This is a genomic window from Motilibacter aurantiacus, assembly GCF_011250645.1.
GTDB lineage: Bacteria > Actinomycetota > Actinomycetes > Motilibacterales > Motilibacteraceae > Motilibacter_A > Motilibacter_A aurantiacus.
The window spans coordinates 17,361-40,748 of the sequence record NZ_JAANNO010000012.1; the positions used below are offsets into that span (position 1 = coordinate 17,361).

Below are 23,388 nucleotides of genomic sequence, written 5' to 3' on the forward strand. Positions count from 1 at the left end.
CGAGTGCGGCGCCGCGCGGGCAGGGCGGCGGGAGCCGTCCTCCCCAGGACGCCGTGCGCCGGCCGGCGGATGCGGCCTTCTCAGCCGTCGGGCGCGAGGACCACGGAGGCCGCCACCGCGCGCAGGTCGCCGGTGCGCTGCAGCACCGACCGCTGCCGGTGCGCCGACGTGCCCCGGGTGAGCAGCTGGGCCGCGAGCGCCGCGGCCTCGTCCCACTCCCCCGCGTCCTCGAGGTCCGGGCGGAGGAACGCGAGCAGCCGGTCCACCGCCGCGGCGGCCGGGACCAGCTCTCCGGCGACCGGGTCGAACAGCGCGTCGGACAACCCGTAGCGCGCCGCGCGCCATCGGGCGGCGCGCAGCAGCTCCGCGCGTACGTCGGCGGGGGCCACTCCTCGGTCGGCCTGCGCGGCGAGCACCCGGGTCAGCGACCGCAGCAGTGTCGCGTGGAGCACCACGTCGTCGATCTCCGTGCAGACGTCGCCGACGCGGAACTCTAGCGTCGGGTACCTCGCGGACGGCCGGACGTCCCAGTAGAGGTAGGACGAGTCCCCGATCACCCCGGTGCGGCGCATGTCCTCCACCAACCGGAGGTACTCGTCCCCGCTGCCGAGCGGCTCCGTGGGGCCGGTGATGGGCCAACGGGCGAACCACTGGGTCCGGTAGCTGTCGTAGCCGGTGTCGGTGCCCTCGAAGAACGGGGAGCTGCCCGTCATGGCGAGGACCGTCGGCAGGTACGGCCGCGCCCGGTCCATGACGGCCACCGCCGTGTCCAGGCTCGGCACCGCCACGTGGACGTGGCATCCGGTGATCAGCTGCTGCAGGGCCAGCACTCCCCACTTCTCGAAGAGCTCGATGTAGCGCGGGCGAGCGGTGAGGCGCTGCTGCTCCCAGGTGGCGGACGGGTGTGTCGAGGCCACCAGCAGCGCGCCGCCCACCGTGGCCGCCGCCGCGGCGGCCTGCCGCCGGGCCACGGCCAGCTGGGACCGGAGCTCGCCCGCCGAGTGGCAGACGGGGGTCGCGGTCTCCAGCTGGGCGGTCGAGATCTCGGCCTGGATCCGGGGGCCCATCCGCCCCTGCATGGCGGCCGCGCTCAGCTCGGCGGAGTCCCGCAGGGCCAGCGTCTCGCCGTCGACGACGTGGTACTCCTCCTCCACGCCGATCGTCGCTCCTGCTGGCTGGGCCGGCGTCGACGCGCCCGACGGGGGGACGACGGTCGTCACGTGCTGATCCTCCCGGTCCGCCGTGGGAATGCCGTGCTTCCCACCCTGCCCGCCCCGAATCGCGCTCACGCCGCGGGGACGCGGGCCCCGCACGCGTAGGTGACCCCGGAACGGGCACCGGGCTCGTCGCTGCGACCGAGCACGGACGAGGAGTCGGACATGAGCCAGTCGAAGGACCAGTCGAGGGTGCCGGTGCTCGAGGCGCTGGAGGAGTTCCGCAGACGAGGCGACCTGGTCTTCGGCCCGCCCGGCCACAAGCAGGGCCGCGGCGTGGACGCGAGGGTGCTCGATGTCATGGGCGAGGGCGTCTTCCGGTCGGACGTGCTGACGCTCAACGGGCTCGACGACCGCAGGGAGTCCCAGGGCGTGCTGTCCCAGGCCGAGGGCCTGATGGCCGACGCGGTGGGTGCCGACACCGCCTTCTTCTCCACCTGCGGCAGCTCACTGTCGGTCAAGACCGCGATGCTGGCGGTCGCGGGACCCGGTGAGAAGCTGCTGATCTCCCGCAACGCGCACAAGTCCGTGGTCGCGGCCGTCATCGTCAACGGGACGCGACCGGTGTGGGTGCACCCGCACTGGGACGAGCAGCTGGCCCTCGCCCACCCGCCGGAGCCGTCGGACGTACGGCGCGAGCTCGAGGCGAACCCCGACGCCAAGGGGATGCTCCTCATCACGCCCACGGACTGGGGGACGTGCGCGGACATCGAGGGGGTGGCGCAGGTGTGCCACGAGTTCGGGGTGCCCCTCATCGTCGACGAGGCGTGGGGAGCGCACCTGCCCTTCCACGACGAGCTCCCGTCGTGGGGCATGGACGCAGGAGCCGACCTGGTGGTCACCAGCGTCCACAAGATGGGCGCGGCGGTCGAGCAGAGCTCGGTGTTCCACCTGCGCGGCGACCGGGTCGACCCGTCCGTCCTCAAGCAGCGCGAGGACCTGCTGGGCACGACCAGCTCGTCCAGCCTCGTCTACGCCTCGCTGGACGGCTGGCGCCGGCAGATGGCCGAGCACGGGCACGAGCTGCTCGGCCGGGCGCTGCAGCTGGCCTCGACCGCTCGAGGGGAGATCGACGCGCTGCCGGGCCTGTCGCTCATGGGGCGCGAGGTCGTCCGCCCGCAGGGGGCGTACGACCTCGACCCGCTCGCGATCACCGTCGACGTGCGCGGGCTCGGGGTCTCCGGCTACCAGGCGGCGGACTGGATGCGCGCCGAGTACCACGTCGACCTGGGCTCGATGGACCAGTGCCGGGTGAGCGCCCGGCTCACCCACGCCGACGACGACAGCACGGTCAGCGCTCTCGTGGAGGCCTTCCGCCGGCTGGTACGCGACGGCGACCGGATCGGGTCGCAGCCACAGGCGGAGCTGCCGCCCCCGCGCTCGCTCGAGCTGGAGACCGTCATGCTGCCGCGCGAGGCGTTCTTCGGGCCGGTGGAGCAGGTGGCCGCGGACCGGGCGGTCGGACGGGTCGCGGCCGAGATGGCCTCGCCCTATCCCCCGGGCGTGCCGGTGCTGGCGCCGGGCGAGCGCATCACCGCCGAGGCGATGGACTACCTGGTGACCGGCGTCGCCGCCGGGATGCTGATCCCGGACGCCGCGGACCCCTCCATGGCGACGGTGCGGGTCGTGGCCGACCGCTGATGCACGTGAAACAGGGCGTGCGCTTCACCGAAGCCGGTGACCGGATTATCGCTTCGTGCGTGAGCAGGCGTGGTCAGGCAGCCTGCGGCGCGCTCGCCGGGACGGGCGGGGCCTCGACCACCGGACGGCGACGACGGGCGAGCAGGGCACGCGTGCGCTCCGCGGTGTAGATGACGTTGCCGCTGGGCTTGTAGTCCGAGCTCACAGGATTCCCCCTTCGAGAAGCGGCCCCGTCGGCCGCGTACTGGAAGGTTCGGTCGGCACGGCACCGCCGGTGATGACCTGGCCGAGCGACATCCAAGGTCCCGGGACGAGGGGGGTCGAAGGGCCGGAGGGGCAACCCGACGGCGGGCCCGCGGGTCAGCCCTGCGGGCGGTCGAGCCGCGCGGCGAGCGCTGCGGCGGTGAGCGCGCGAAGAGCCGTGCCCGCCTCCTCGACGTCACGGACAGGCCGGGGGAACGGGACCCGGACGTCGCAGGAGCCGGAGAGCCGTTCTACTCGCAGGGTGAGCCCGTACCGGTCGAGCCGCAATGGCCGGGTGCGCCGGCCGCCGTCCAGCGCAGGCGGGCAGGCGTGCAGCAGCGCGTCGAGCTCCGGCCGGTGCGCGGCGTCGAGGTGCGCGACGAGGTCGGCCTCGAGGCAGCAGAGCGGGTCGGGGCCCGCCGTGGCGTACTCCTCGCCCTCCAGCTCGACCCGGCGCCCCTCCTCCTCCAGCGTGACCTCGACCGGGGTGAACCGCCACTGCCGCCCCTCGCCCAGCTCACCGTCCAGCGCACCATCTAGCTCGCCGTCCGGCTCCAGCCAGCCGGCGAGCATGGCGCGGGCGCGGACCCGGGCCCGCACGGCGACCGGAGCAATGTCGGTGAGCTCGACGAGCGCCGGCAAGCCGCCCTCCTGCCCGGCCTCGACGGCGATCCGGGCGTCATGGGGCAGGGCGAGCAGCAGGGCACCGTCCGGAGCAACCCTGTGCAGGCCTTCGAGGTGCGCCCGATGGGTGCCGGTCACCAGGGTCACCGACCCCGCGGCCTGGACGATCGACCGCACCCGCTCGGCGGCGGTCAGGCGGGGGCGGCCGGTCGGGGACCCGGCAGCGGCAGCAGAGATCGGCACGAGCAGCTCCTCGTCGAAGATAGGTTAGCCTTGCCTTAGTCGATGAGGAGGAGCATGAACACGTCCCGCCCGAAGGTCAAGCGCAGCCGCGCCCTCGGCATCCCACTGACCCCGAAGTGCGTGAAGTACTTCGAGGCGCGCCCCTACCCGCCGGGCCAGCACGGCCGCGGCCGCAAGCAGGCTTCGGACTACAAGGTCCGCCTGCTGGAGAAGCAGCGGCTGCGCGCGCAGTACGACATCAGCGAGAAGCAGCTGCGCAACGCCTTCGACAAGGCCTCCAAGGTCGTCGGGAAGAAGACCGGAGAGGCGCTGGTCGCCGACCTGGAGACGCGGCTGGACGCGGTCGTGCTGCGCGCTGGGTTCGCGCGGACCATCTACCAGGCCCGCCAGACCGTCACGCACCGGCACGTCGTGGTCAACGGCCGGCGGGTCGACAGACCGTCCTTCCGCGTACGCCCCGGCGACGTCGTCGCCATCTGCGAGCGCAGCCGGGCCAAGCAGCCCTTCGTCGTGGCGGCGGCGGGCGCCCACACGGGCGAGCGCACCGCGCCGTACCTCGAGGTGCGGCTCACCGAGCTCGAGGCGCGCCTGCTGCGCATGCCGGAGCGCGCCGAGGTCCCGGTGATCTGCGAAGAGCAGCTGGTCGTCGAGCACTACTCGCGCTGACACGACACCGACGGCACCAGCCCGCCGGAGGCGCAGGCCGGGCAGCCCGTCGCGGGGCGTTGCGCGCCGCGCGCCGGGTGCCGAGACTGAGGGCCGTGCTGCAGAGCCCGCTCGTCGGCCGCGACGCGGAGCTGAGGACGCTGTACGCAGCCCTGCGACGGCGCCCGGCCGAGGCCGTCCTGCTCACCGGCGACGCCGGGGTCGGCAAGACCCGGCTGGCGCAGGAGGCGAGCCGCTCTCTCAGCGGTGCCGCAGCGCTGCTCGCGGTGGGCAGCGAGGCCGCGCGCACGATCCCGCTCGGCGCCTTCGCCGGAGTCCTGACCGGCGACCTGGACGGCGCGGGAGGCTCACTCGACCTGTTGCGTGCGGCCCGCACACGACTGGGCGAGCAGGCCGCTGCGGCCGGCGCCGCCCTCGTGGTCGACGACGCCCACCTGCTCGACGACGCCTCGGCCGCCCTCCTGCACCAGGTGGTCGCGGACCGCGACCTCCCGGTCGTCGCGACGGTCCGCTCGGGTGCCCGGCCACCCGACGCGGTGTCCGCCCTGGCCCGCTACCCCTGGGTCCAGCGCCTGGAGGTCGGGGTGCTCGACGAGGCGGACGTGGGCCGGTTGGCCGCCGCCACGCTCGGCGGCCCCGTCGACTCCCGGACGGCGCACGTGCTCGCCGACCTCAGCCGCGGCAACGCGCTCTACCTGCACGAGCTGCTGCGCAGCGCTGCGGCGGCCGGGCTGCTGGCGGAGCGCGGCGGGGTCTGGCTGCTGTCCGGGCCACCGCCCGCGCCCGCCGCTCTGGTCGAGCTGCTCGCCGCCCGGTTCGACCGGCTCGACCCCGGGGCGGCGGCCGCCGTCGAGCTGCTCGCGGTCGCCGGCCCGCTCGGGCTCGGATGGCTCGAGGAGCAAGCCGGCGAGGACGGGCTCGAGGAGCTCGAGCGGGCCGAGCTGATCGAGCTGCACGTCGACGGGCGGCGGCACGAGGTCCGGCTGGCCCATCCGCTCTACGGCGAGGTCGCACGGGCGCGGCTGCCGGCACTACGGGCCCGGCGCGTACGCCGTGCGCTCGCCACGTCCCTCGCCGGGACCAGCCTGCGTCGCCGCGGCGACGCCCTCCGGCTCGCCCTGTGGCAGCTTGACGCGGGGCTGCCGGGCGACGCCGGCGTCCTCGCCCGGGCGGCGGAGGAGGCGACCGTCGGCCTCGACTGGTCGGTCACCGAGCGGGTGGCGGCCGCGGCCTGGCAAGCAGGTGCCGGCGTGCCCGCGGCCATCCGGCTCGCCGAGTCGATGTTCAAACAGGGACGGCGCGACGAGGCCCTGGCCCTCTTCGAACAGCTCCTGCCGCTCGCAGACGACGACGAGCAGCGCGTCCGGGTCATCAACGGCCAGGCCTACCTGTTGTCGAACCAGCTGGGGCGATACGCCGACGCCGTGGCCGCGGTCGAGCGCGCCCTGCCGACGATCACCGAGCCCGGCACCCGCGCCCTGCTCCTGCAGCGGCTCGCGTTCGAGCACGTGTTCGCCGGCCGCCCCACCCTGGCGTACCGCACCCTCGAGCCGTTGCTCGACCCCACGTCCCGCGACTACGCGCGCAGCTCCTACCCGGGCGCCCTCGCCCTGTGGATGCAGGGGCGGTTCGCCGAGGCGGTGGCCCTGAGCGTCCAGGGCGAGCGGTCGCACCGGGCCACCGGCGCCAGCCACATCCCGGCCGAGGTCCAGCTCGTGCCGCGGGTCCTGGCGCTGAGCGCGCGGGGGCAGCTCGCGGAGGCGACCACGTGCGCTCGCGAGCTCGTGGCGACCACCGCGGCGACGAACGACGAGGAGCTGCGGGCGACCGGGGCGCTCGTGCTGCTGTGGGCGCTGCTGGCCGAGGGACGGCTCGCCGAGGCGCTGGACGTCGCGCGCGAGGGCGCCGCGATCAACCGCGAGCTCCACGACTCCGCCGCGCTGAGGTGGTGCCTGGGCGGGGTCGCGCTCGTCGCCGGACAGCTCGGCCAGGGCGACGTGGCGGCCCGGGCCGTCGACGAGCTCGACGCGGCCGAGCGCGGTGACTGGGCCCTGCTCGAGCTTGATCTGGTCGAGCGCGGCCGGGCCTGGGCGGCGGTCGCGCGGGGTGAGCTGGGCGCGGCCCACCGGGTCCTGGCCGCAGCGGCGGAGCGGGCGCGCGAGACCGGCCTGGTGGCGGCCGAGGTCACGCTCCTGTGCGACTCGGCACGGACCGGGAACGCCGACGGGGCCGGGCGCCTGGCCGAGCTGGCAGAAGCGCTCGACGCCCCGCTCGTGACGGCACAGGCAGCCCTGGCCCACGGCGTGGCGACGGACGAGCCCGAGCTCCTGGAGCGCTCCGCGCTCCGGTTGGGCGAGCTCGGCTCCGCCCTGCTCGCCCGGGAGGCGGCGTCGCTGGCCGCGGCCGCGTACACCCGGTCCGGTGACCCCCGCCGGGCGGCAGCCTGCCGACGGTCGGCCGCCCGGTGGGAGCAGGCCACGGCAGGGGCGGTCACGCCGGCCCTGACCGACACGCCGGCTGCTGCAGCGCTGACCGGCCGGGAGCGCGAGATCGCGCTGCTGGCGGCGACGGGCCTGCGCAGCGGCGACATCGCCGCGGCGCTGGTGCTCTCCACGCGGACCGTGGAGAACCACCTCAACCGGGCCTATCAGAAGCTCGGCATCAGCACGCGGGCCGAGCTCCCGGCCGCCCTGGGCATGCCCGCGGACGAGGGGCTGTGACAACGGCCCGCGCCCGCACGGCAGCGGGAGGGGTCAGAGGTAGAGGCCCGGGCGCTGGGGTGCGACCGCGGGCGGCAGCTCGGGCAGCACCGCGAGCAGCTGGGCCGCCGCGTCCTGCCGGGAGTCGAGGACCCGGCGAAGCATGAGCACCTGCGCGGCACCGGGGTTGGCGTCGATCGGGGAGATCTGGGTCATGCCCGCCCGTCGGCAGCGGAACGGCCGCCCTGAGCTGCCGGCCACCATTCGATCGCGACGTCACCCGGGCGGATCAGCGCCGCGGGCCCGACACGCCGAGGCGTCAGAGGTAGAGCCCCGGCTTGGCCGGGGTGGACGCCTGCGCGTCGGAGGGCAGCTCGGCGAGGAGCTTGGCGGCCTTGTTCTGGATGTCCGTCAGCGTGCGACGGATCATGAGCACCTCGACGGCGCCCGAGCCGGCGTTCGGGGAGGAGATCTTGTCCATACCGCGAGTGTGGCCGGTCCCGCGAGCCGCAGGTGGCACCGGACGCCTAGAGCGTCCAGACAACACCCGATCGGCCCAGGTTCAGGTCACGGCTGCCGCCCACACCGGGCGCGGTCCGCTTGACGACCACGTCGAGCCAGACGTCGTACGGCGCCTTGCGGGCCAGCCCGCGGATGGTGACGCTCATGGTGGCGAAGCACTGCGCGGACGGCTTGACCGTCGTCCACCTCACGGCCGGCTGCTCTCCGCTGACCAGCCGCTTGGGCACCGCGGCCACGCGGTACGCGGTGATGTCCGGGTCCTTCATGTGCCGCCACGAGACGGCCAGGGCCCCGTTGCGCGGGGTCACGCCAGGGGTGACCTGACGCTGGTAGCCGTGCGAGCGGGGGTCGCAGGCCGGCGGAGGGCTCACGGTGCCGGGCTGGCCGGTCCCGCGGCCGGGGCCGATCGGCGGCAGGACGACCTGCACGTCGGCCTCGGCGGGCGTGCCCGCCACGGCCGCGAGCGCAGCCAGCGCCCCGGCCAGGCTCAGCCCGGCGGCGAGGACGGGGCTGCGCAAGGACCTCCGCACCGCTGAACCTCCTCCTGCTCGCGCGACCTCGGCATGGCGACGCCGGCCCCGGCGCCTCGGGGGCAAGGCCGGGACCGGCGTACTACAACAACCGCGCAGTGTCTGCAGCCGGCGCGGCGCCGGGGCGGCTGCGCGTCCGCTCCGAGCCCTTCCTGCCGCTCGATGTGCTCATCGGCGGCCCGGCGTCCGACTTGAGCCGACACGCCCGGTCCTGGGGGCTCGTCAGGCCCGGGCCCGGTGCACCGGAGAAACGACGTCCGGTGGGAGCCCGGGCACCCTACTGACGCCGCCGGTGCCGCCGCTGCGAGGGCACGGGCCCTGAGGTCGCTCCGACCCGGCGACGGAGGCCGAAGCGCAGGGTAGGCGGCCGCCGGCACCCAGCCCGGCCCGAGCACAGCCTGGGCGGCTGCCACCGGATCGGTCGAACGTATGTTCTACTGATGCCCGTGCGATGGGACAATCTGCGCCTCGACGCCGACGAGGAGCCCTCCCTGGGCGACGCGCTTCCACTGCTGCCCCGGGGAGCCGTGGCGCGCACCTTCGACACCCCCGCGTTCCGCGGCATGACCTTCTACGAGGTGCAGGCCCGGTCCGCGCTCAACCGGGTGCCGGCGGCCTCGCAGGTGCCGTTCTCGTGGACGGTCAACCCCTACCGCGGCTGCTCCCACGCCTGCCGCTACTGCTTCGCGCGCAAGACGCACGAGTACCTCGACCTGGACTCGGGTGCCGACTTCGACGCGAAGGTGCTCGTCAAGGTCAACGTCGCGCAGGTGCTGCGGCGCGAGCTGGCGGGCCGCCGGTGGAAGGGCGAGCACGTCGCCCTGGGGACGAACACGGACCCGTACCAGCGGGTCGAGGGGCGCTACCGCCTCATGCGGGGTGTCGTGTCGGCGCTGCGCGACGCCAACAACCCGTTCTCGATTCTGACCAAGGGCGTGCTCATCCTGCGCGACCTCGACCTGCTCACCGACGCAGCCGACCGCACCGACGTGTCCACCGCGCTCTCCGTCGGCTTCGTGGACGAGACGCTCTGGCGCGGCGTCGAGCCGGGGACGCCAGCGCCGATGCGCCGGCTCGAGGCCGTGGCCGCCCTGAACGAGGCCGGCATCCGCTGCGGGGTGCTGATGGCGCCCATCCTCCCCGGTCTCACCGACTCCCCCGCCCAGCTCGAGGCCACCGTGGCCGCCGCCGCAGCGGCCGGGGCGGCGTACCTCACGCCGATCGTGCTGCATCTGCGGCCCGGCGCCCGCGAGTGGTGGATGTCGTGGCTCGAGCGCGAGCACCCCGAGCTGGCCGCCCGCTACCAGGCGCTGTACGCCGCCGGCTCCTACGCCCCCAAGGGCTACCAGGAGCACGTCGCGCGCCAGGTCCGCGAGCTGGCCGACAAGCACGGGATCGGTCGGCGGGCCACGACCCGCTGGCGCACCGGCCACGAACGCGCTCGGCTCGCCCGCCCCGCACCCGCTCCGGAGCCCGCCCAGCTGACGCTGCTCTGAGCGGGCCAGTACGGTGTCGGCCCGTGGTCACTTCGCGAGGCACTGCGGTCATCACCGGCGCGAGCAGTGGCATCGGCGCCGCGACGGCACGGGCACTCGGTGCGGCGGGCTTCCCGCTGCTGCTCGGCGCCCGGCGCGAGGACCGGCTCGGGGAGGTCGCCGACGGCATCAGCGGCGTCGACGTGACGACGCGGCGCGTCGACGTCACGGACTCGGGCTCCGTCCGAGGGTTCGCCGCGGGGATCGAGACGTGCGAAGTCCTGGTCTGCAATGCCGGAGGCGCGCTCGGCCTCGACCCGGTGGAGAAGTGGGACGAGGGGCACTGGCGCTGGATGTACGAAGCCAACGTCCTGAGCCTGCCGCGGACCATCAACGCCTTCCTGCCCGCCCTGCGCCGTTCCGGAAACGGCCGGATCGTCGTCATCACCAGCGTGGCCGGGCACCAGACCTACGTCGGCGGCGCGGGCTACACCGGCGCCAAGCACGCCGCCGCCGCGGTCGTCGACACCGTGCGCCTCGAGCTGCTCGGGGAGCCGGTCCGCGTCATCGAGATCGCACCGGGGTTGGTCAACACCGAGTTCTCCGCCGTGCGCTTCTCCGGCGACACCGAGCGGGCCGACGCGGTCTACGACGGGATGACCCCGCTGACCGGCGAGGACGTCGCCGAGGTCGTCACCTGGGCGGTGACCCGGCCGGCGCACGTCTCGGTGGCGCGGATCGACCTGTTCCCCCGCGACCAGGCCTCGGCGCGTGACGTGCACCGCAGGTAGCCGGGCGGGACGACGGGCGTGTGGAACGTGCTCGTCGTCCCGGCCGGGCCTCGTCGCGATCCCGGGTCCCTGTCGGTGTGGCCCGGGCGCTGTCGCGACACGGGCCGGGTCGACATCTCGGCCACAGGGGGCGGGGCCGAGCTCGGCATCGCCCGCAGCGGCGACTCCTGTGCCGCGGGCTTCGACGGGACCGCGGCCGGAGGCGGAGCGGACGGACCCGCACCCGGCCGGCACCGGCCCGGCCGGGACGGCTCGCAACGTGGCCGGACGCGGGCGGGGCTCAGCCACGTCGGGCCGAGCTGGAGGAGGCGGCCGCGTCAGCGCGACTGCAGCGCGTCGAGCGCGACGCACATCGCTGCCGCCACTCGCCCGTCGAGCCTTCCCCCGGGGACGGTGACCTCGTAGCGGTCGCGCAACGAGCGCAGCCGCTGCGAGCTGAGCACCAGCTGGCCGGACTCGTCGACGAAGTCGAAGTGGAACCGGAACGGCGAGGGCAGGTCGTTGACGAACGGCAGCAGCTCCCAGGCCCGCCTGGCGAGCGCGACGTTCGCGTTGCGCTCTCGCCCCGTCGCCCGGACGCCGGCCGCCTCGAGGTGCCACGTGGACCGCAGCAGCGACTTGCCGAAGTCCTTCCGGAACAGGCCGACGGGCGTCCCCTCGGCGTCTCGGACGTCGTACGTCGCGCCGAGATCCATCCGAGAACGGGCCTTGAAGGAGAAGGCCGGCGTCCGCCGGTCCTCGTCCGCGTAGAACGTGACCTCCTCCTTGAAGGCGACCCGCTTCTGCTGGGCGAGGGCGAGCAGCGCCCCCGGGCTCCCGTCGGGCGCGACGGCACGGACCTCGTAGCGGTTCACCATCATGGCGACCCGCTGCAGCACCAGGAACCGCTCGATGCCGAGCAGCGCTGTAGAGCTCACGAATTGCCCTTCGGAGAATCAGACGACACGGGACGGTGGCTCATCCGACCGGCCATTGGTGGACCGGCAGGTTCGAGTGCATCAGCTCGGCATAGCGCTGTGTCAGCAGCCGGAGGGCGGTCCGCCGGTCGCAGCCGGACCGCTCGAGGTGGGCGCACTGCTGCACCTGCCAGGTGGCGCCGTTGCGCCGGGCGATGCAGCGGCCCTCGATGACGCCGAGCAGCCGGTCGCGCACTCCGGCGTCCACCCCCGCGCTCTCGAGCCCCGCGTGCGCGAGCGGCAGCAGGTGCCGGAGGACGAGGTCCGGCGCGGCGATGCGGCCGGCCTCGGGCCAGGTGAACGAGGCGGCCATACCGTGCCGGGCGGCGGCGAGGAAGTTCTCCTCGGCGACCCGGAACGGCATCCGGGTCCAGATCGGGCGGTGCGCCTCGACCAGGGAGCGCAGGCAGCCGTAGTAGAAGGCGCCGTTGGCCAGGACGTCCACGACCGTGGGGCCCGCAGGCAGGACCCGGTTCTCGATCCGCAGATGGGCGACGCCGCCGACGGTGTCGTAGATCGGCCGGTTCCACCGGTAGACCGTGCCGTTGTGCAGGGTGAGCTCGGAGAGCTTGGGGGCTCTGCCCTCCTCCGCGACCGCGACCGGGTCCTCCTCGTCGCACAGCGGCAGCAGCGCGGGGAAGTAGCGCAGGTTCTCCTCGAACAGGTCGAGCACCGAGGTGATCCAGCGCTCGCCGAACCACACCCGCGGTCGCACCCCCTGCGCCTTGAGCTCCTCGCTGCGCATGTCCGTCGCCTGCGTGAACAGCGGGATGCGCGTCTCCCGCCAGAGCTCGCGGCCGAGCAGGTACGGCGAGTTGGCCCCCATCGCGAGCTGCACCCCGGCGAGGACCTGCGCGGCGTTCCAATGCGCTGCGAAGCGCTCGGGGCGCACCTGTTGGTGCAGCTGCACGCTGGTGCAGGCCGCCTCCGGCGCGATGGTCGACGCGAGCGTCGACAGCACCTCCGGCCCGGAGATCTCCAACGGGATGTCCTCGCCGCGGGCGGCGAGGATCTGCTCGTCGAGCAGCGCGTAACGCGGGTCCTCCGACAGCGCGGCCCGCCCGACGTCCCCCTCGCGCAGCGTGGGCAGGATGCCGATCATCACGATGCCGGACCCGGCCTCACGGGCGCGCGCCTCGGCCGCGTCGAGGGCTCCGCGCAGCTCGTGCTCGAGCCCGTCCAGCTTGTCCCCGTCGAGCCGCCGCGGGTCGACGTTGACCTCGATGTTGAACCGCCCCAGCTCGGTCTGGAAGGCCGGGTCGGCGATCCGGTCGAGCACCTCGGCATTGCGCATCGCCGGCAGGCCCTGGGAGTCGACCAGGTTGAGCTCGATCTCCAGGCCCGTCAGCGGGCGCTCCCGGTCGAAGCGCCCCTCCGCGAGCATCAGCCCGAGCACGTCCAGGCAGCGATGGGCCTTCTGCCGGTAGCGGCGGCGGTCCTCGCGCGTGAACTCCTGCCGCTCGACACGTTTGCCCATGCCCCCTCGATCCCCGGGCGGCAGAGGGGGCAATCCCCGCTCGCGCCGCGCGCCTCCCGGGTCTTGTCGGTGCCGCCTCCTACCGTGCCTGCCGTGCGCGTGCTCCACACCTCCGACTGGCACCTCGGCCGCTCCTTCCACCGCGAGGGGATGCTTGGCCCGCAGGCGGCCTTCGTCGACTTCCTCGTCGACCTGGTCCGGGCCGAGGGCGTCGACGTGGTGCTCGTCGCCGGTGACGTCTACGACCGCGCGCTGCCCTCCGTGGACGCCGTCCAGCTGTTCGACGACGCGCTGGCGCGGCTCGCCGCCACCGGGGCACGCGTCCTGCTGCTGAGCGGCAACCACGACTCCGCGTCCCGGCTCGGCTTCGGCTCCCGCCTGCTGGACCTGGCCGGCGTCCACCTGCGCACGGACCCGGGGCGCCTCGGCGAGCCGGTGGTCCTCGACGACGCGCACGGCCCGGTCGCGTTCTACCCGCTGCCCTACCTCGAGCCCGACGCCGTGGCCGGCCGGCTCGGCTGCCCGACCCGCAGCCACGCCAGCGTGCTCGGCGAGGCCATGCGCCGCGTACGCGCCGACCTCGCGGGCCGTCCCGGCGCCCGCTCCGTGGTCGCCGCGCACGCGTTCGTGGCCGGTGGCCTGCCCTCCGACAGCGAGCGCGACATCACGGTCGGCGGGGTCAGCGTCGTGCCGGTGGAGACCTTCGCCGGGGTCGACTACGCGGCCCTCGGCCACCTGCACGGCGCGCAGGCCGTGTCCCCGTGGGCCCGCTACAGCGGCTCCCCGCTGGCCTACTCCTTCTCCGAGGCCGCCCACAGCAAGTCGGTCGCCCTGGTCGATCTCGGCCCGGACGGCCTGTCCGGGGTCGAGCTCGTGCCGTGCCCCGTCCCCCGCCCGCTCGCGCGGCTGCGCGGGACGCTCGACGCCCTGCTCGCCGACCCTGCGCTCGCCCGTCACGAGCAGTCCTGGCTCCAGGTCACCCTCACCGACCCGGCCCGACCGCGTGAGCCGATGGAGCGGCTGCGCGCCCGGTTCCCCCACGTGCTGGTGCTCGGGCACGAGCCCGAGCTGACCGTCCGGGCCGCCGTCGCGTCCTACTCCGAGCGGGTCCGCGGGCTCGACGACCTCGCGCTGCTGCACGGCTTCGTGGAGCACGTGCGCGGCGGCGCCGCGAGCGCGCCGGAGGCCGCGCTGCTGCAGCAGGCCCTGGAGGCCGCCCGCCGGGCCGAGGCGGAGGCCTGAGGTGCGCCTTCACTCACTCACCGCCACGGCGTTCGGCCCGTTCGCCGGGACCGAGTCCGTCGACTTCGACGCGCTGGCCTCCGCCGGGCTGTTCCTGCTCAGCGGCCCAACCGGCGCCGGCAAGACCAGCCTGCTGGACGCCGTCGTCTTCGCGCTCTACGGAGTGGTCCCGGGCGCGCGCCAGGGCGCCTCCCGGCTGCGCAGCGACCACGCGCCGGCCGAGCTGGCCACCGAGGTCGTCCTCGAGCTGACCGTGCGCGGCCGGCGCCTCCGGGTGGCCCGTCGGCCGGCCTGGGACCGGGCGAAGCGGCGCGGCGAGGGCGTGACCCGGCAGCCGGCGAAGGTGCTGCTCGAGGACCTCTCCTCCGGGGAGCCCGCCGTCCTCTCCACTCGGCTGGACGAGGCCGGCCACCTGCTCCGTGACCTGCTGGGGATGAGCGCCGAGCAGTTCTGTCAGGTGGTGCTGCTCCCCCAGGGTGAGTTCGCGCGCTTCCTGCGCGCCGACGCGGAGGCCCGGCGGGCCATCCTCGAGGCGCTCTTCTCCACCGACCGGTTCAGCGCGGTCGAGGGCTGGCTGGCAGAGCAGCGGCGCGCCAGCCGCGAGGCGGTGCAGGAGGCCGCGCTCGAGCTCACGCTGCTGTCCGCTCGGGCGGCCCAGGCCGCCGGCCGCGGCGGGCCGGACGACGACGGCGCCTCGGGCTCGCCGGACGCCGATCCGGACGCTGCCGGTCCCGACAGGCCGGCCGGGACCGACGACGACGCTGTGCTCGCGACCGTCCGCGACCTCGCCCGAGCAGCGCTCGCCGATGCCGACACCGCCACGGCCGCGGCCACGACCGCCGCCGAGGCGTGCCGGGCCGCCCGCGCGGCGGCGTCCGCGGCCCAGGAGCAGGGCCGCCGCCGGCGCGCCGCGCTCGAGCTGGCAGCCCGCCGGAGCAGGGTCGAGGAGTCGCGCGCGGAGCGCGAGCGTGCCGCCGAGCGGGTGGCGGGCGCGCGCCGGGCGGCTGCGGTGCTGCCCTACCTGGAGGCTGCGGCCACGGCGCAGGCCGCCGCCTGCGCCGCGACCCGCGCGGAGTCCGAGGCCCGCGCCGCGCTGCCCCGGCCGCTGCGGGCGGCGACCGTCGAGGAGCTGCGCCGGGCGGCGGCGGCGGCCGCGGGCGAGTGCGGGGCCCTGGCCCTCCTCGAGCGCGACGAGGCCGCCGAGCGGGAGCTGCGCCGGCGGGCGGCGACGCTCGAGGGCGAGGCCGCCCGCCTGCGCAGCCGCCGCGAGGACATCGCGCGCGAGTCGGCCCTCCTTCCCGACCGGCTGGCCGGGGCGGTCGAGCGCAGGGACGCCGCGCGCGCGGCCGGGCCCGAGCTCGAGCGCTCGGAGGCGGAGGCGGCCGAGCTGACGGCGCGCGTCGCCGCCGCCATGCGCGCCGAGCAGCTCGCCCCGGCCGTCGCGGCCGCGTCCGCCGCGGAGCTCGCCGCGGTCGACCGCGCCCAGCAGGCCCGGGAGGCCTGGCTCGACGCCCGCCAGCGCCGGCTCGACGGCATGGCGGCCGAGCTCGCCGCCGGGCTGGGGCCGGGCAGCCCGTGCCCCGTCTGCGGCAGCTGCTCGCACCCGCAGCCGGCGGCCACGGGGTCGGCTGCGAGCGCCGACGAGGAAGCGGCGGCCCAGCGCGCCTCCGAGGCGGCGGAGGCGGAGCGGCGGCGGTGCGAGCAGGCGCACGCAGGGCTCCGCATCGAGCTGGCGGCGGCTCAGGCCGGGGCGGGCGGGATGCCGCTCGCCCGGCTGCAGGAGGACCTGGCGCGCGCCCGCGCCGCCACGGGCCGCCTGTCCGGGGTGGCGGGGCAGCTCGCCCGTTGCGAGCGGGCGGTCACCGATCTCGAGCAGGCGCAGGCGGCCCTCGTCGCGGAGGACCAGGATGTCGCGACGCGCGAGGCGCAGCTGTCCGCCGCAGCGGCCACCGCGCTGGAGCAGGCGGGCGGACTGCGCGCCCGGCTCGACGCCGCCCGGGGGGAGGACGCCGGCGTGTACGCCCGCCGGATGCGCCTGGAGGCGCTGCGCTCGACGCTCACCGGCGCCGTCGAGGCGGCGGTCGACGCCGCCCGCCTCGTGGCGGAGGCCACCCAGGCCGAGGAGAACGCGCTCGAGGCCGCGCGCGAGCGGGGGTTCGGCGACGTCTCCGCCGCACGAGCGGCCGGGTTGGCGCCCGCCGCGCTGGCCCGGTTGGAGGGCCAGGTCGCGGCGCACGACGCCGAGGCCGCGGCCGTCGCCGACCGGCTGGCCGAGCCCGGGCACGCCGACGGCGCCCTCGAGGCGCTGCTGGCCGCCCCCGCTCCGGACGAGGCGGGCCTGATCGGCGCCGCCGAGCAGTCCGACACCGCGAACGCCCGGGCGATGGCCTGGGCGCACCGTGCACGCGAGCGCGCCGTCGAGCTGGAGCAGGTCAGCGTCGAGGTCGAGCAGGCCGTGGAGCGCATCGCCCCGCTGCGGGCCGCTGCGGAGGTGGCGTCCCGGCTCTCCACGCTCTGCGAGGGCACGAGCCCGGACAACACGCTGCGCATGCGGCTCTCGGCGTACGTGCTGGCGGCGCGGCTCGAGCAGGTCGCCGCCGCCGCGACCGAGCGGCTGCAGCGCATGTCGGGCGGCCGCTACAGCCTGGTGCACACCGACGTGGCCGGCGGCAGGGGCCGCGCGGGGCTCGGGCTCTCCGTGCTCGACGCGTGGACCGGCGCCGAGCGTGACCCGGCGACGCTGTCCGGCGGCGAGGCGTTCATGGCCTCGTTGGCCCTGGCACTCGGGCTGTCCGACGTGGTCACCGCCGAGGCCGGCGGGGTCCTGATGGAGACGCTCTTCGTCGACGAGGGCTTCGGCGCCCTCGACGAGGAGACGCTCGACGAGGTGCTCGACGTCCTGGACGGCCTGCGCGAGGGCGGCCGGGTCGTGGGCCTGGTCAGCCACGTGTCCGAGCTGCGGGCGCGCATCCCCGCGCAGGTCCTCGTGGCCAAGGGCCGCAGCGGCTCGACCGTCGGCCTCTCCGCCGCCGTGCAGGCCCACCTGTCCTCGACTGCTCCCGCCGTGGCCGCTTCCTCCGGCGCAGCCTTTCCTGGCGCCGCTGCCCCTGGGGCGGCCGTCCCGGCGCAGGCCGCGGCCCGCTCGCTGCCGCCGGCCGCCGTCACCGCGCACGTTCCTGTCGTCGTCCGGGCGCGAGCCGCGTCCCCGCAGCACCTCGCGCCGCAGGAGCCCTTCACGTCGACGGGGGCCCGCGCGGCGGACGCCGTTCCCGCCGACGTGCCGACCGAGCTCCGGGCTGACGTGCCGGCGGGCGCGCCGGAGCCGCGGCGAGCGGCGAAGGGGCGGCGGCGCAGGGCGGTGCCCGAGGAGACCGGCCAGGGGCTGCTCTTCGGCGACGGGCCGGAGGACGCCACCCCTGCGCCCACCGCGGGCAGCGACGCCGCCTAGCGTTGCCCGGCGTGGGGACGGACGGGACGAGTGGCCGCGCGACCAGCTCGGGTACCGACGGCGAGGCGGGCCGCCCGTACGCCGTCCTGGACATCGACGGGGTGCTGGCCGACGTACGCCACCGGCTGCACCACCTGGAGAGCCGTCCGAAGGACTGGGACGCCTTCTTCGCGGCGGCACCGGCCGACGGGCTGCTCGCCGAGGGTGCCGCCGTGGCGGCGACCCTGGCCGCAGACCACAAGATCGTCTACCTCAGCGGACGGCCCGCCTCCTGCCGGGCCGACACCCTGGCGTGGCTGCGGGCCCACGGCCTGCCTCCGGGCCGGGTCGTCCTGCGCTCGATGCGCGATCGGCGGCCCGCCCGGGCCGTGAAGGTGGAGCGGCTGCGCGAGCTGGCCCGGACGGCGCCGGTGCGGATGGTGGTCGATGACGACGAGGCGGTGGTGGACGCCGTTCGGGCGGCCGGGTTTCCCGTACTGCACGCCACGTGGATGACCGCGCCGGCGCCCGCGTCAGGCCGGGCCGCGCAGCAGACGCTGTTCGACGCGCAGGAGCATGAAGGGCGTACCTGACCGTTCCCCTTCCGCGCGGCGGGGCGACCGCCAGGGGCACGGCGCGGGGTCGCGACCGAGAAGGAGGGTGCTTGTTCGACGAGGGAAGCCTGTGGCGCTCGCTGCTGGTGCTGGCGACGACCGGGGTGGCCGCGGCGGTCGCCGGCTGGCTGTCCGGCCAGGTCGTGACCCGGGTGCCGCCGCCGCGCTACCGCGGCTTCGCCCGCCGGGTGCACGAGGCCTGTCACCGGGCATGGGTCTGCACCCTCGTCTCCTTCGCGCTGCTGCAGGCGCTGGATGCCGCACCGCTCCCGGCGGACGACGTCCAGCGGGTGGTCCGGCACGCGCTGGTGATCGCGACCATCGCCGCGGTCTCGTGGCTCGTGGTGAAGGTGCTCTTCGTCGCGCAGGACGCGGCCTTCACCCGGCTGCGGGTCGACGTCACGGACAACCGGCGGGTCCGCAAGATGCGCACCCAGATCCTCATCGTGCGTCGGATCACGGCTGCCGTCGTGACCGCGGTCGGCATCGGGGCCATCCTGATGTCCTTCGACACCATGCGCACCGTCGGCGCCTCCCTGCTGGCCTCCGCAGGCATCGCGGGCGCGATCGCCGGGTTCGCCGCCCAGGCCACTCTGGGCAACGTGTTCGCCGGTATCCAGCTCGCCTTCACCGACGCGCTGCGCATCGACGACGTGGTGGTCGTCGAGGGCGAGTGGGGCCGTATCGAGGAGCTGACGCTGACCTACGTCGTCGTGCACCTGTGGGACGAGCGTCGCCTGGTCCTGCCGACCAGCTGGTTCACCAGCAACCCCTTCCAGAACTGGACCCGCAAGGAGTCGCGGGTGCTGGGGGCCGTCCAGCTGCACCTGGACTTCGCCACCCCGCTGGAGGAGCTGCGCCGGCACGCCCGCGACGTCATCGAGGGGTCGCCGTTGTGGGACAGGCGCGACTGGGTCCTGCAGGTGACCGACACGACGGAGACGACGATGGTCGTGCGCGTGCTGGCGTCCGCACACGACGCGCCCAGCGCGTTCGACCTTCGGTGCGACATCCGCGAGCAGCTGCTCACCTGGCTCCAGCGCAACCACCCGTACGCGCTCCCTCGCACGCGGGCCGAGATCGCCCCGACCGCCGGCAGCCCGTTCCTCGTCGCGTACGAGGGCTCGGGCATCGAGAAGGGCATCGAGAAGGAGATGGACGAGGGCACGCCGGGACGGGCAAGGTCGGGCGCGTGACCACGCTGCCCCCCGGCCGCTCCCGGCTCGCCTTCGCCGACGAGTTCGATGCCCCGACGCTCGACCGGTCGGTGTGGCTACCGCACTACTTGCCCGCCTGGAGCTCGCGGGCGCGGAGCGCCGCGACGTACGAGATCGAGGGCTCCTGCCTGCGGCTGTCGATCCCGCCCGGCCAAAGGGTGTGGTGCGCCGGGGACCACACGCCGCCGCTGCGCGTCTCGGCAGTCCAGTCCGCGAGCCGGTCCGGGCCCGTCGGAAGCACCCGGGGCCAGCAGCCCTACCGCCCGGGGCTCACCGTACGGGAGGAGCAGCCGTCCTTCGTGGGCTGGGCCCCCGACTCCGGGTACGTCGCGATCCGCGCTCGTGGCGTCGTGTCCGCCCGGTCGATGGTCGCGTTCTGGCTCGTGGGGCTGGAGGATGTCCCGGAGCGCAGCGCCGAGGTGTGTGTCGCCGAGATGTTCGGTCACGCGGTGGTGCCGGGCCGGTCGACAGCGGTCGGGACGGGGCTGCACGCCTTCCGCGACCCCGAGGTCCGCGAGGACTTCGCCGCCCTCGACCTGCCGCTCGACGTGTCGGAGTTCCACGTCTACGGCGCAGACCGGACGGACGGGCGCGTCGACTTCTACGTCGACGGCGAACTGGTGCGCACCTGCACCGGCGCGCCGTCCTATCCCATGCAGTTGATGATCGGCGTGTTCGACTTCCCGGAGCGTTCGACGGGTGACGACGCAGCCGCGGTTCCCGAACTGATCGTGGACTGGGTGCGCGGCTACCTGTAGCCCGGGTCGACGACGATTCTTGATCCGTTTCCGATAGCGGAGACGACGAGATCGCGTCAATAACTCGAAGTGGTCATGGCGCGCTCGGGGGTGGACCCAGCACAGTGCGGATCGGCCTGGACAGCGGGCCGCCACTCCGGGGGGAGGTGGGTTCTCGCGAGGCGAGCGCCATGTCGCCGCCGACCCGCCGTGCCGACCGCCGACCGGAATGCACGCCTCCGACACCCCTTCCGCCCGCCGGCTCCTTTCCCAGCCGCCGGAGGTGGCCGGGAGAGGCCGGCCGGAGAGCTGCGCGCTCCGGGATCCGCCACGATCCGAGGAGACAGCTGATCATGAGAACCCTGTTCAGGCGCGGAGCTGCCGCGGCCGCCGCGGCGCTCGTCGCGTCGCTGATGCTGGCCCTGCCCGCGGGCGCCGCACCCCCTTACGCTGTCGTGACCCCCGCCGCTCCCGACGGGTGGCAAGCAGCCAACGTCCGCACCGACGCCTCGGTCGCGATCACGACGTCGCAGCCGCGAGGCGCCGCACCCGACGGCCTCGGCTCGCTCGAGCTCACCACGAGCACCGTCACCAGCGGCCAGGACAAGGCCGACTACGCGAAGTACTGGGGCGTCCTGCCGGGCCGCACACTGGGCGATCTGAGCGCCCTGAGCTACGAGTTCTACCGCGCCTCGAGCAGCACCACCGCCCAGCATCACGCGCCGGCGTTCCGCCTCGCCTACCGGAATGCCGCCGGGCAGGCCGGCTATCTCATCTGGGAGAACGTCTACAACGGCGGGAGCACGTCCGCGCCCGTTCCGGTGGACCAATGGCTCGCACGGAACATCCGCAACGGGTATTTCTGGATGCGGACGTTCAACCCGGGCTTCAGCGTGGAGCGCTACGACGTGACGCTCGACCAGTGGAGGGACGGCGCCTCCTATCCCGGCTCCCACGTCCTGGGGCCCGACACGAGCATCGTCGGTATCGAGGTGGGCGTCGGCTCCGGCTGGGGCGGCTCCTCGCGAATGTTCGTCGACACCCTGTCGGCCGCTTTCGGCCCCGACGAGGTCTCGGCGAACTTCGAGCCCACCCCGGCCCCGCAGTGCGCCACCACCTGTTACGTCGACGCGGTCAACGGCAGCGACGCGAACGGCGGGACCGGCCCGGCCGACGCCAAGAGAACGGTCCAGGCGGCGGTGGACCAGGTGTCCCCCGGCGGCCGGGTGGTCGTCGCGGCGGGGACCTACCGCGAGCAGGTGACGGTCGCGAAGGACGGCCTGCGCATCAGCGGCGCGGGGCAGGGCAGCACGGTGCTCCAGGGCACGAGCTGCTCCGGCGCCGGGCTCACCCTGCCGGGCACCCGCAACGGCTTCACGGTGGAGGACCTGTCCGTCGCCGGTTACGACGTGGGTGTCTCGCTCGGCGTCACGGGTGACGCGCAGAGCAACGTGCTCATCGAGGACGTCACCGCGACCGGCAACTGCAGGCACGGGCTCTTCCAGCAGGCCGGCACGGTGACGGGCATGACGGTCAACCGGGTGACGGCCTCGAACAACGGGACACCCGGGTCGGGTGGGCGCGGCCTCTGGGTCATCAACGGGGTCAAGACCGACCTGACGGTCACCGGCGGCACGTTCAGCGGCAATGCGCTCGTCGGCATCGACATCAGCGACGGCAACGTCACCGGCCTCACCCTGCAGGCGAACACGGTGGAGAACAACGGCGACGCCGGCATCAGCGTCCTCGGGGCGAAGGGGCCCGCGGCCAACCTGGTCGACGGCAACACAATCCGCAACAACGGCCGGTACGGCATCGAGCTCAAGTCGTCGAACGGGAACGGGAACGCCGGCGGCGCGGGCAGCCTCGTGATCTCCCGCAACGTCGTCGAGCGGACCGTGCCCGCGACCGACGCCCGTGACTCGGCCGGCATCGCCGTGGTCCGGCGCTCCGGGCAACCGGCGTACAACCAGGACCAGCCGGCCGGCGCGGTCGTCGCGGAGAACGAGGTGCGGGGCTACACGCGGCGGGCAACCGGGGCCACCGGCGACGGCTTCGGCATCGTCGTGGAGGGCCTGTCCAACACGGTCCGCAACAACACCCTGTCCGGCAACGACGTGGGCGTCCAGGTGCAGGGCGGCAACACGGCCAACGTCCAGAGCACGCCGTTCTTCGACCGGGGGGACGCAGCTCAGGGCGACGCCACCGTGAGGCACAACTCCATCGCCGGGAACGGCACCGGGCTGCGGGCCGCCGGGGCGCTGGCGGTCGTGACGCTGAACGCGGAGAACGACTGGTGGGGCTCGAACACCGGGCCCAGCCCGACCGGTTCGGGGGACAGCGTGGAAGGCTTCGCCGACTACGACCCCTGGCTCTGCACCGGGACCGACACCTCGCCGGCCCCCGGCTTCCAGCCCGACATCCAGGCCTCCCCCTGCACTCCTCCGGGAGGCACCCTCGTGGTCACCAAGTACAACGACAAGAACCGGAGCGGGGCGCGCGACGCAGGCGAGGTTGCCCTGGCCGGCTGGACGATCACCGTCAGCCGGAACAGCCTGCCCGTGGCCGGCGGGACGACCGACCAGGACGGCAACGTCACCTTCAGCGCCCTGCCGCCCGGCACCTACACGGTCTGCGAGGAGGCGCAGAGCGGCTGGCAGAACACCGACCCGAGCAACGGCAGCGGGTGCAAGACCACGACGGTCACCAGCAGCGCGGTGACGAACGTGCTGCTCGGCAACGCCACGCCGTTCACCGTCGAGGCGCGCGACATCGGGGTCGGCGCCAACCGCCCCTTCGGCGCCGCGGTCGCCGCCGTGTCCGCGCCCGGCATCCCGAACTCCCAGTTGACGGCCACGATCAACTGGGGTGACGGGCCGACGACCGCCGGGTCCATCGCCGGGTCGAACGGCTCGCCCGGGGTGTTCGGGTTCCACTCCTACGCGGCTCCCGGGACCTACACCACGACCGTGACCGTCACCGGCCCCGGCGGGGTGGTCGTGACGGACACCGGCACCATCGTCGTGAGCTGACGGACGAAGCGGGCTCCGGGAGGCGGCGCGCCCTTCCG

General features: G+C 74.9%; 19 protein-coding genes. 11 read left to right on the forward strand and 8 right to left on the reverse strand.

Annotated elements, in window-relative coordinates; genetic code table 11:
* Positions 1 to 80 precede the first annotated feature (80 nt).
* The gene (locus G9H72_RS17250) at positions 81 to 1,220 is read right to left on the reverse strand and encodes a carboxylate-amine ligase (RefSeq protein WP_166173381.1); all 1,140 of its coding nucleotides are present in this window, start codon (positions 1,218 to 1,220) and stop codon (positions 81 to 83) included.
* 159 nt (positions 1,221 to 1,379) lie between these two features.
* Between G9H72_RS17250 and G9H72_RS17255 the strand changes: the two genes are divergently transcribed.
* Positions 1,380 to 2,855 (forward strand): aminotransferase class I/II-fold pyridoxal phosphate-dependent enzyme, encoded by a 1,476-nt coding sequence (locus G9H72_RS17255; RefSeq protein ID WP_166173383.1) that lies wholly within the window; start codon positions 1,380 to 1,382, stop codon positions 2,853 to 2,855.
* A 73-nt stretch (positions 2,856 to 2,928) separates the two neighbouring features.
* Here G9H72_RS17255 and G9H72_RS22580 read toward each other — a convergent pair whose 3' ends face one another.
* Both G9H72_RS22580 and G9H72_RS23145 read right to left on the reverse strand, forming a co-directional pair.
* Positions 2,929 to 3,060, reverse strand: a complete 132-nt coding sequence (locus G9H72_RS22580) for a hypothetical protein (RefSeq protein ID WP_269205335.1) — start codon at positions 3,058 to 3,060, stop codon at positions 2,929 to 2,931.
* Positions 3,061 to 3,215: 155 nt separating this feature from the next.
* The gene (locus G9H72_RS23145; protein ID WP_166173385.1) at positions 3,216 to 3,965 is read right to left on the reverse strand and encodes a DUF2470 domain-containing protein; all 750 of its coding nucleotides are present in this window, start codon (positions 3,963 to 3,965) and stop codon (positions 3,216 to 3,218) included.
* A gap of 54 nt (positions 3,966 to 4,019) precedes the next feature.
* Between G9H72_RS23145 and rpsD the strand changes: the two genes are divergently transcribed.
* Both rpsD and G9H72_RS17270 read left to right on the forward strand, forming a co-directional pair.
* Positions 4,020 to 4,631 carry a 30S ribosomal protein S4 gene (gene rpsD, locus G9H72_RS17265; RefSeq protein WP_166173387.1) on the forward strand — a complete coding sequence of 204 codons (612 nt, stop codon included), beginning with the start codon at positions 4,020 to 4,022 and terminating at the stop codon, positions 4,629 to 4,631.
* 95 nt (positions 4,632 to 4,726) lie between these two features.
* Complete coding sequence (locus G9H72_RS17270; RefSeq protein ID WP_166173389.1) at positions 4,727 to 7,351, forward strand: AAA family ATPase; 2,625 nt, start codon at positions 4,727 to 4,729, stop codon at positions 7,349 to 7,351.
* Positions 7,352 to 7,384: 33 nt separating this feature from the next.
* Here G9H72_RS17270 and G9H72_RS17275 read toward each other — a convergent pair whose 3' ends face one another.
* The 3 genes from G9H72_RS17275 to G9H72_RS17285 form a co-directional block, all read right to left on the reverse strand.
* Entirely contained in the window at positions 7,385 to 7,546 is a 162-nt protein-coding gene (locus G9H72_RS17275) for a hypothetical protein (RefSeq protein ID WP_166173391.1), read from the reverse strand.
* A 103-nt stretch (positions 7,547 to 7,649) separates the two neighbouring features.
* A complete protein-coding gene (locus G9H72_RS17280; RefSeq protein ID WP_166173393.1) occupies positions 7,650 to 7,811 on the reverse strand; it encodes a hypothetical protein in 162 nt (53 codons plus the stop codon).
* A gap of 46 nt (positions 7,812 to 7,857) precedes the next feature.
* A complete protein-coding gene (locus G9H72_RS17285; protein ID WP_166173395.1) occupies positions 7,858 to 8,382 on the reverse strand; it encodes a hypothetical protein in 525 nt (174 codons plus the stop codon).
* A gap of 446 nt (positions 8,383 to 8,828) precedes the next feature.
* Between G9H72_RS17285 and G9H72_RS17290 the strand changes: the two genes are divergently transcribed.
* On the forward strand, positions 8,829 to 9,878 hold the full coding sequence (locus G9H72_RS17290) for an Rv2578c family radical SAM protein (RefSeq protein WP_331272385.1): 1,050 nt from the start codon (positions 8,829 to 8,831) through the stop codon (positions 9,876 to 9,878).
* 23 nt (positions 9,879 to 9,901) lie between these two features.
* Positions 9,902 to 10,648, forward strand: a complete 747-nt coding sequence (locus tag G9H72_RS17295) for an SDR family NAD(P)-dependent oxidoreductase (RefSeq protein WP_166173399.1) — start codon at positions 9,902 to 9,904, stop codon at positions 10,646 to 10,648.
* Positions 10,649 to 10,965: 317 nt separating this feature from the next.
* Here G9H72_RS17295 and G9H72_RS17300 read toward each other — a convergent pair whose 3' ends face one another.
* Both G9H72_RS17300 and G9H72_RS17305 read right to left on the reverse strand, forming a co-directional pair.
* Complete coding sequence (locus G9H72_RS17300; RefSeq protein WP_231127315.1) at positions 10,966 to 11,565, reverse strand: LURP-one-related/scramblase family protein; 600 nt, start codon at positions 11,563 to 11,565, stop codon at positions 10,966 to 10,968.
* Positions 11,566 to 11,605: 40 nt separating this feature from the next.
* Positions 11,606 to 13,081 carry a glutamate--cysteine ligase family protein gene (locus G9H72_RS17305; RefSeq protein ID WP_166173401.1) on the reverse strand — a complete coding sequence of 492 codons (1,476 nt, stop codon included), beginning with the start codon at positions 13,079 to 13,081 and terminating at the stop codon, positions 11,606 to 11,608.
* 93 nt (positions 13,082 to 13,174) lie between these two features.
* On the opposite strand from G9H72_RS17305, the gene G9H72_RS17310 reads away from it, so the two are divergent.
* The 6 genes from G9H72_RS17310 (at position 13,175) to G9H72_RS17335 (ending at position 23,350) form a co-directional block, all read left to right on the forward strand.
* Positions 13,175 to 14,323 carry an exonuclease SbcCD subunit D gene (locus G9H72_RS17310; protein ID WP_166173403.1) on the forward strand — a complete coding sequence of 383 codons (1,149 nt, stop codon included), beginning with the start codon at positions 13,175 to 13,177 and terminating at the stop codon, positions 14,321 to 14,323.
* 1 nt (position 14,324) lies between these two features.
* A complete protein-coding gene (locus tag G9H72_RS23150; protein ID WP_166173405.1) occupies positions 14,325 to 17,771 on the forward strand; it encodes an AAA family ATPase in 3,447 nt (1,148 codons plus the stop codon).
* 11 nt (positions 17,772 to 17,782) lie between these two features.
* Complete coding sequence (locus tag G9H72_RS17320) at positions 17,783 to 18,343, forward strand: phosphatase domain-containing protein (protein WP_231127317.1); 561 nt, start codon at positions 17,783 to 17,785, stop codon at positions 18,341 to 18,343.
* 71 nt (positions 18,344 to 18,414) lie between these two features.
* The gene (locus tag G9H72_RS17325; RefSeq protein WP_166173407.1) at positions 18,415 to 19,560 is read left to right on the forward strand and encodes a mechanosensitive ion channel family protein; all 1,146 of its coding nucleotides are present in this window, start codon (positions 18,415 to 18,417) and stop codon (positions 19,558 to 19,560) included.
* A complete protein-coding gene (locus tag G9H72_RS17330) occupies positions 19,557 to 20,339 on the forward strand; it encodes a glycoside hydrolase family 16 protein (RefSeq protein WP_331272386.1) in 783 nt (260 codons plus the stop codon). Before G9H72_RS17325 ends, G9H72_RS17330 begins: the two co-directional genes overlap by 4 nt.
* 332 nt (positions 20,340 to 20,671) lie before the next feature.
* Positions 20,672 to 23,350 carry a right-handed parallel beta-helix repeat-containing protein gene (locus tag G9H72_RS17335; protein WP_166173409.1) on the forward strand — a complete coding sequence of 893 codons (2,679 nt, stop codon included), beginning with the start codon at positions 20,672 to 20,674 and terminating at the stop codon, positions 23,348 to 23,350.
* The last annotated feature ends 38 nt before the right edge of the window (positions 23,351 to 23,388 follow it).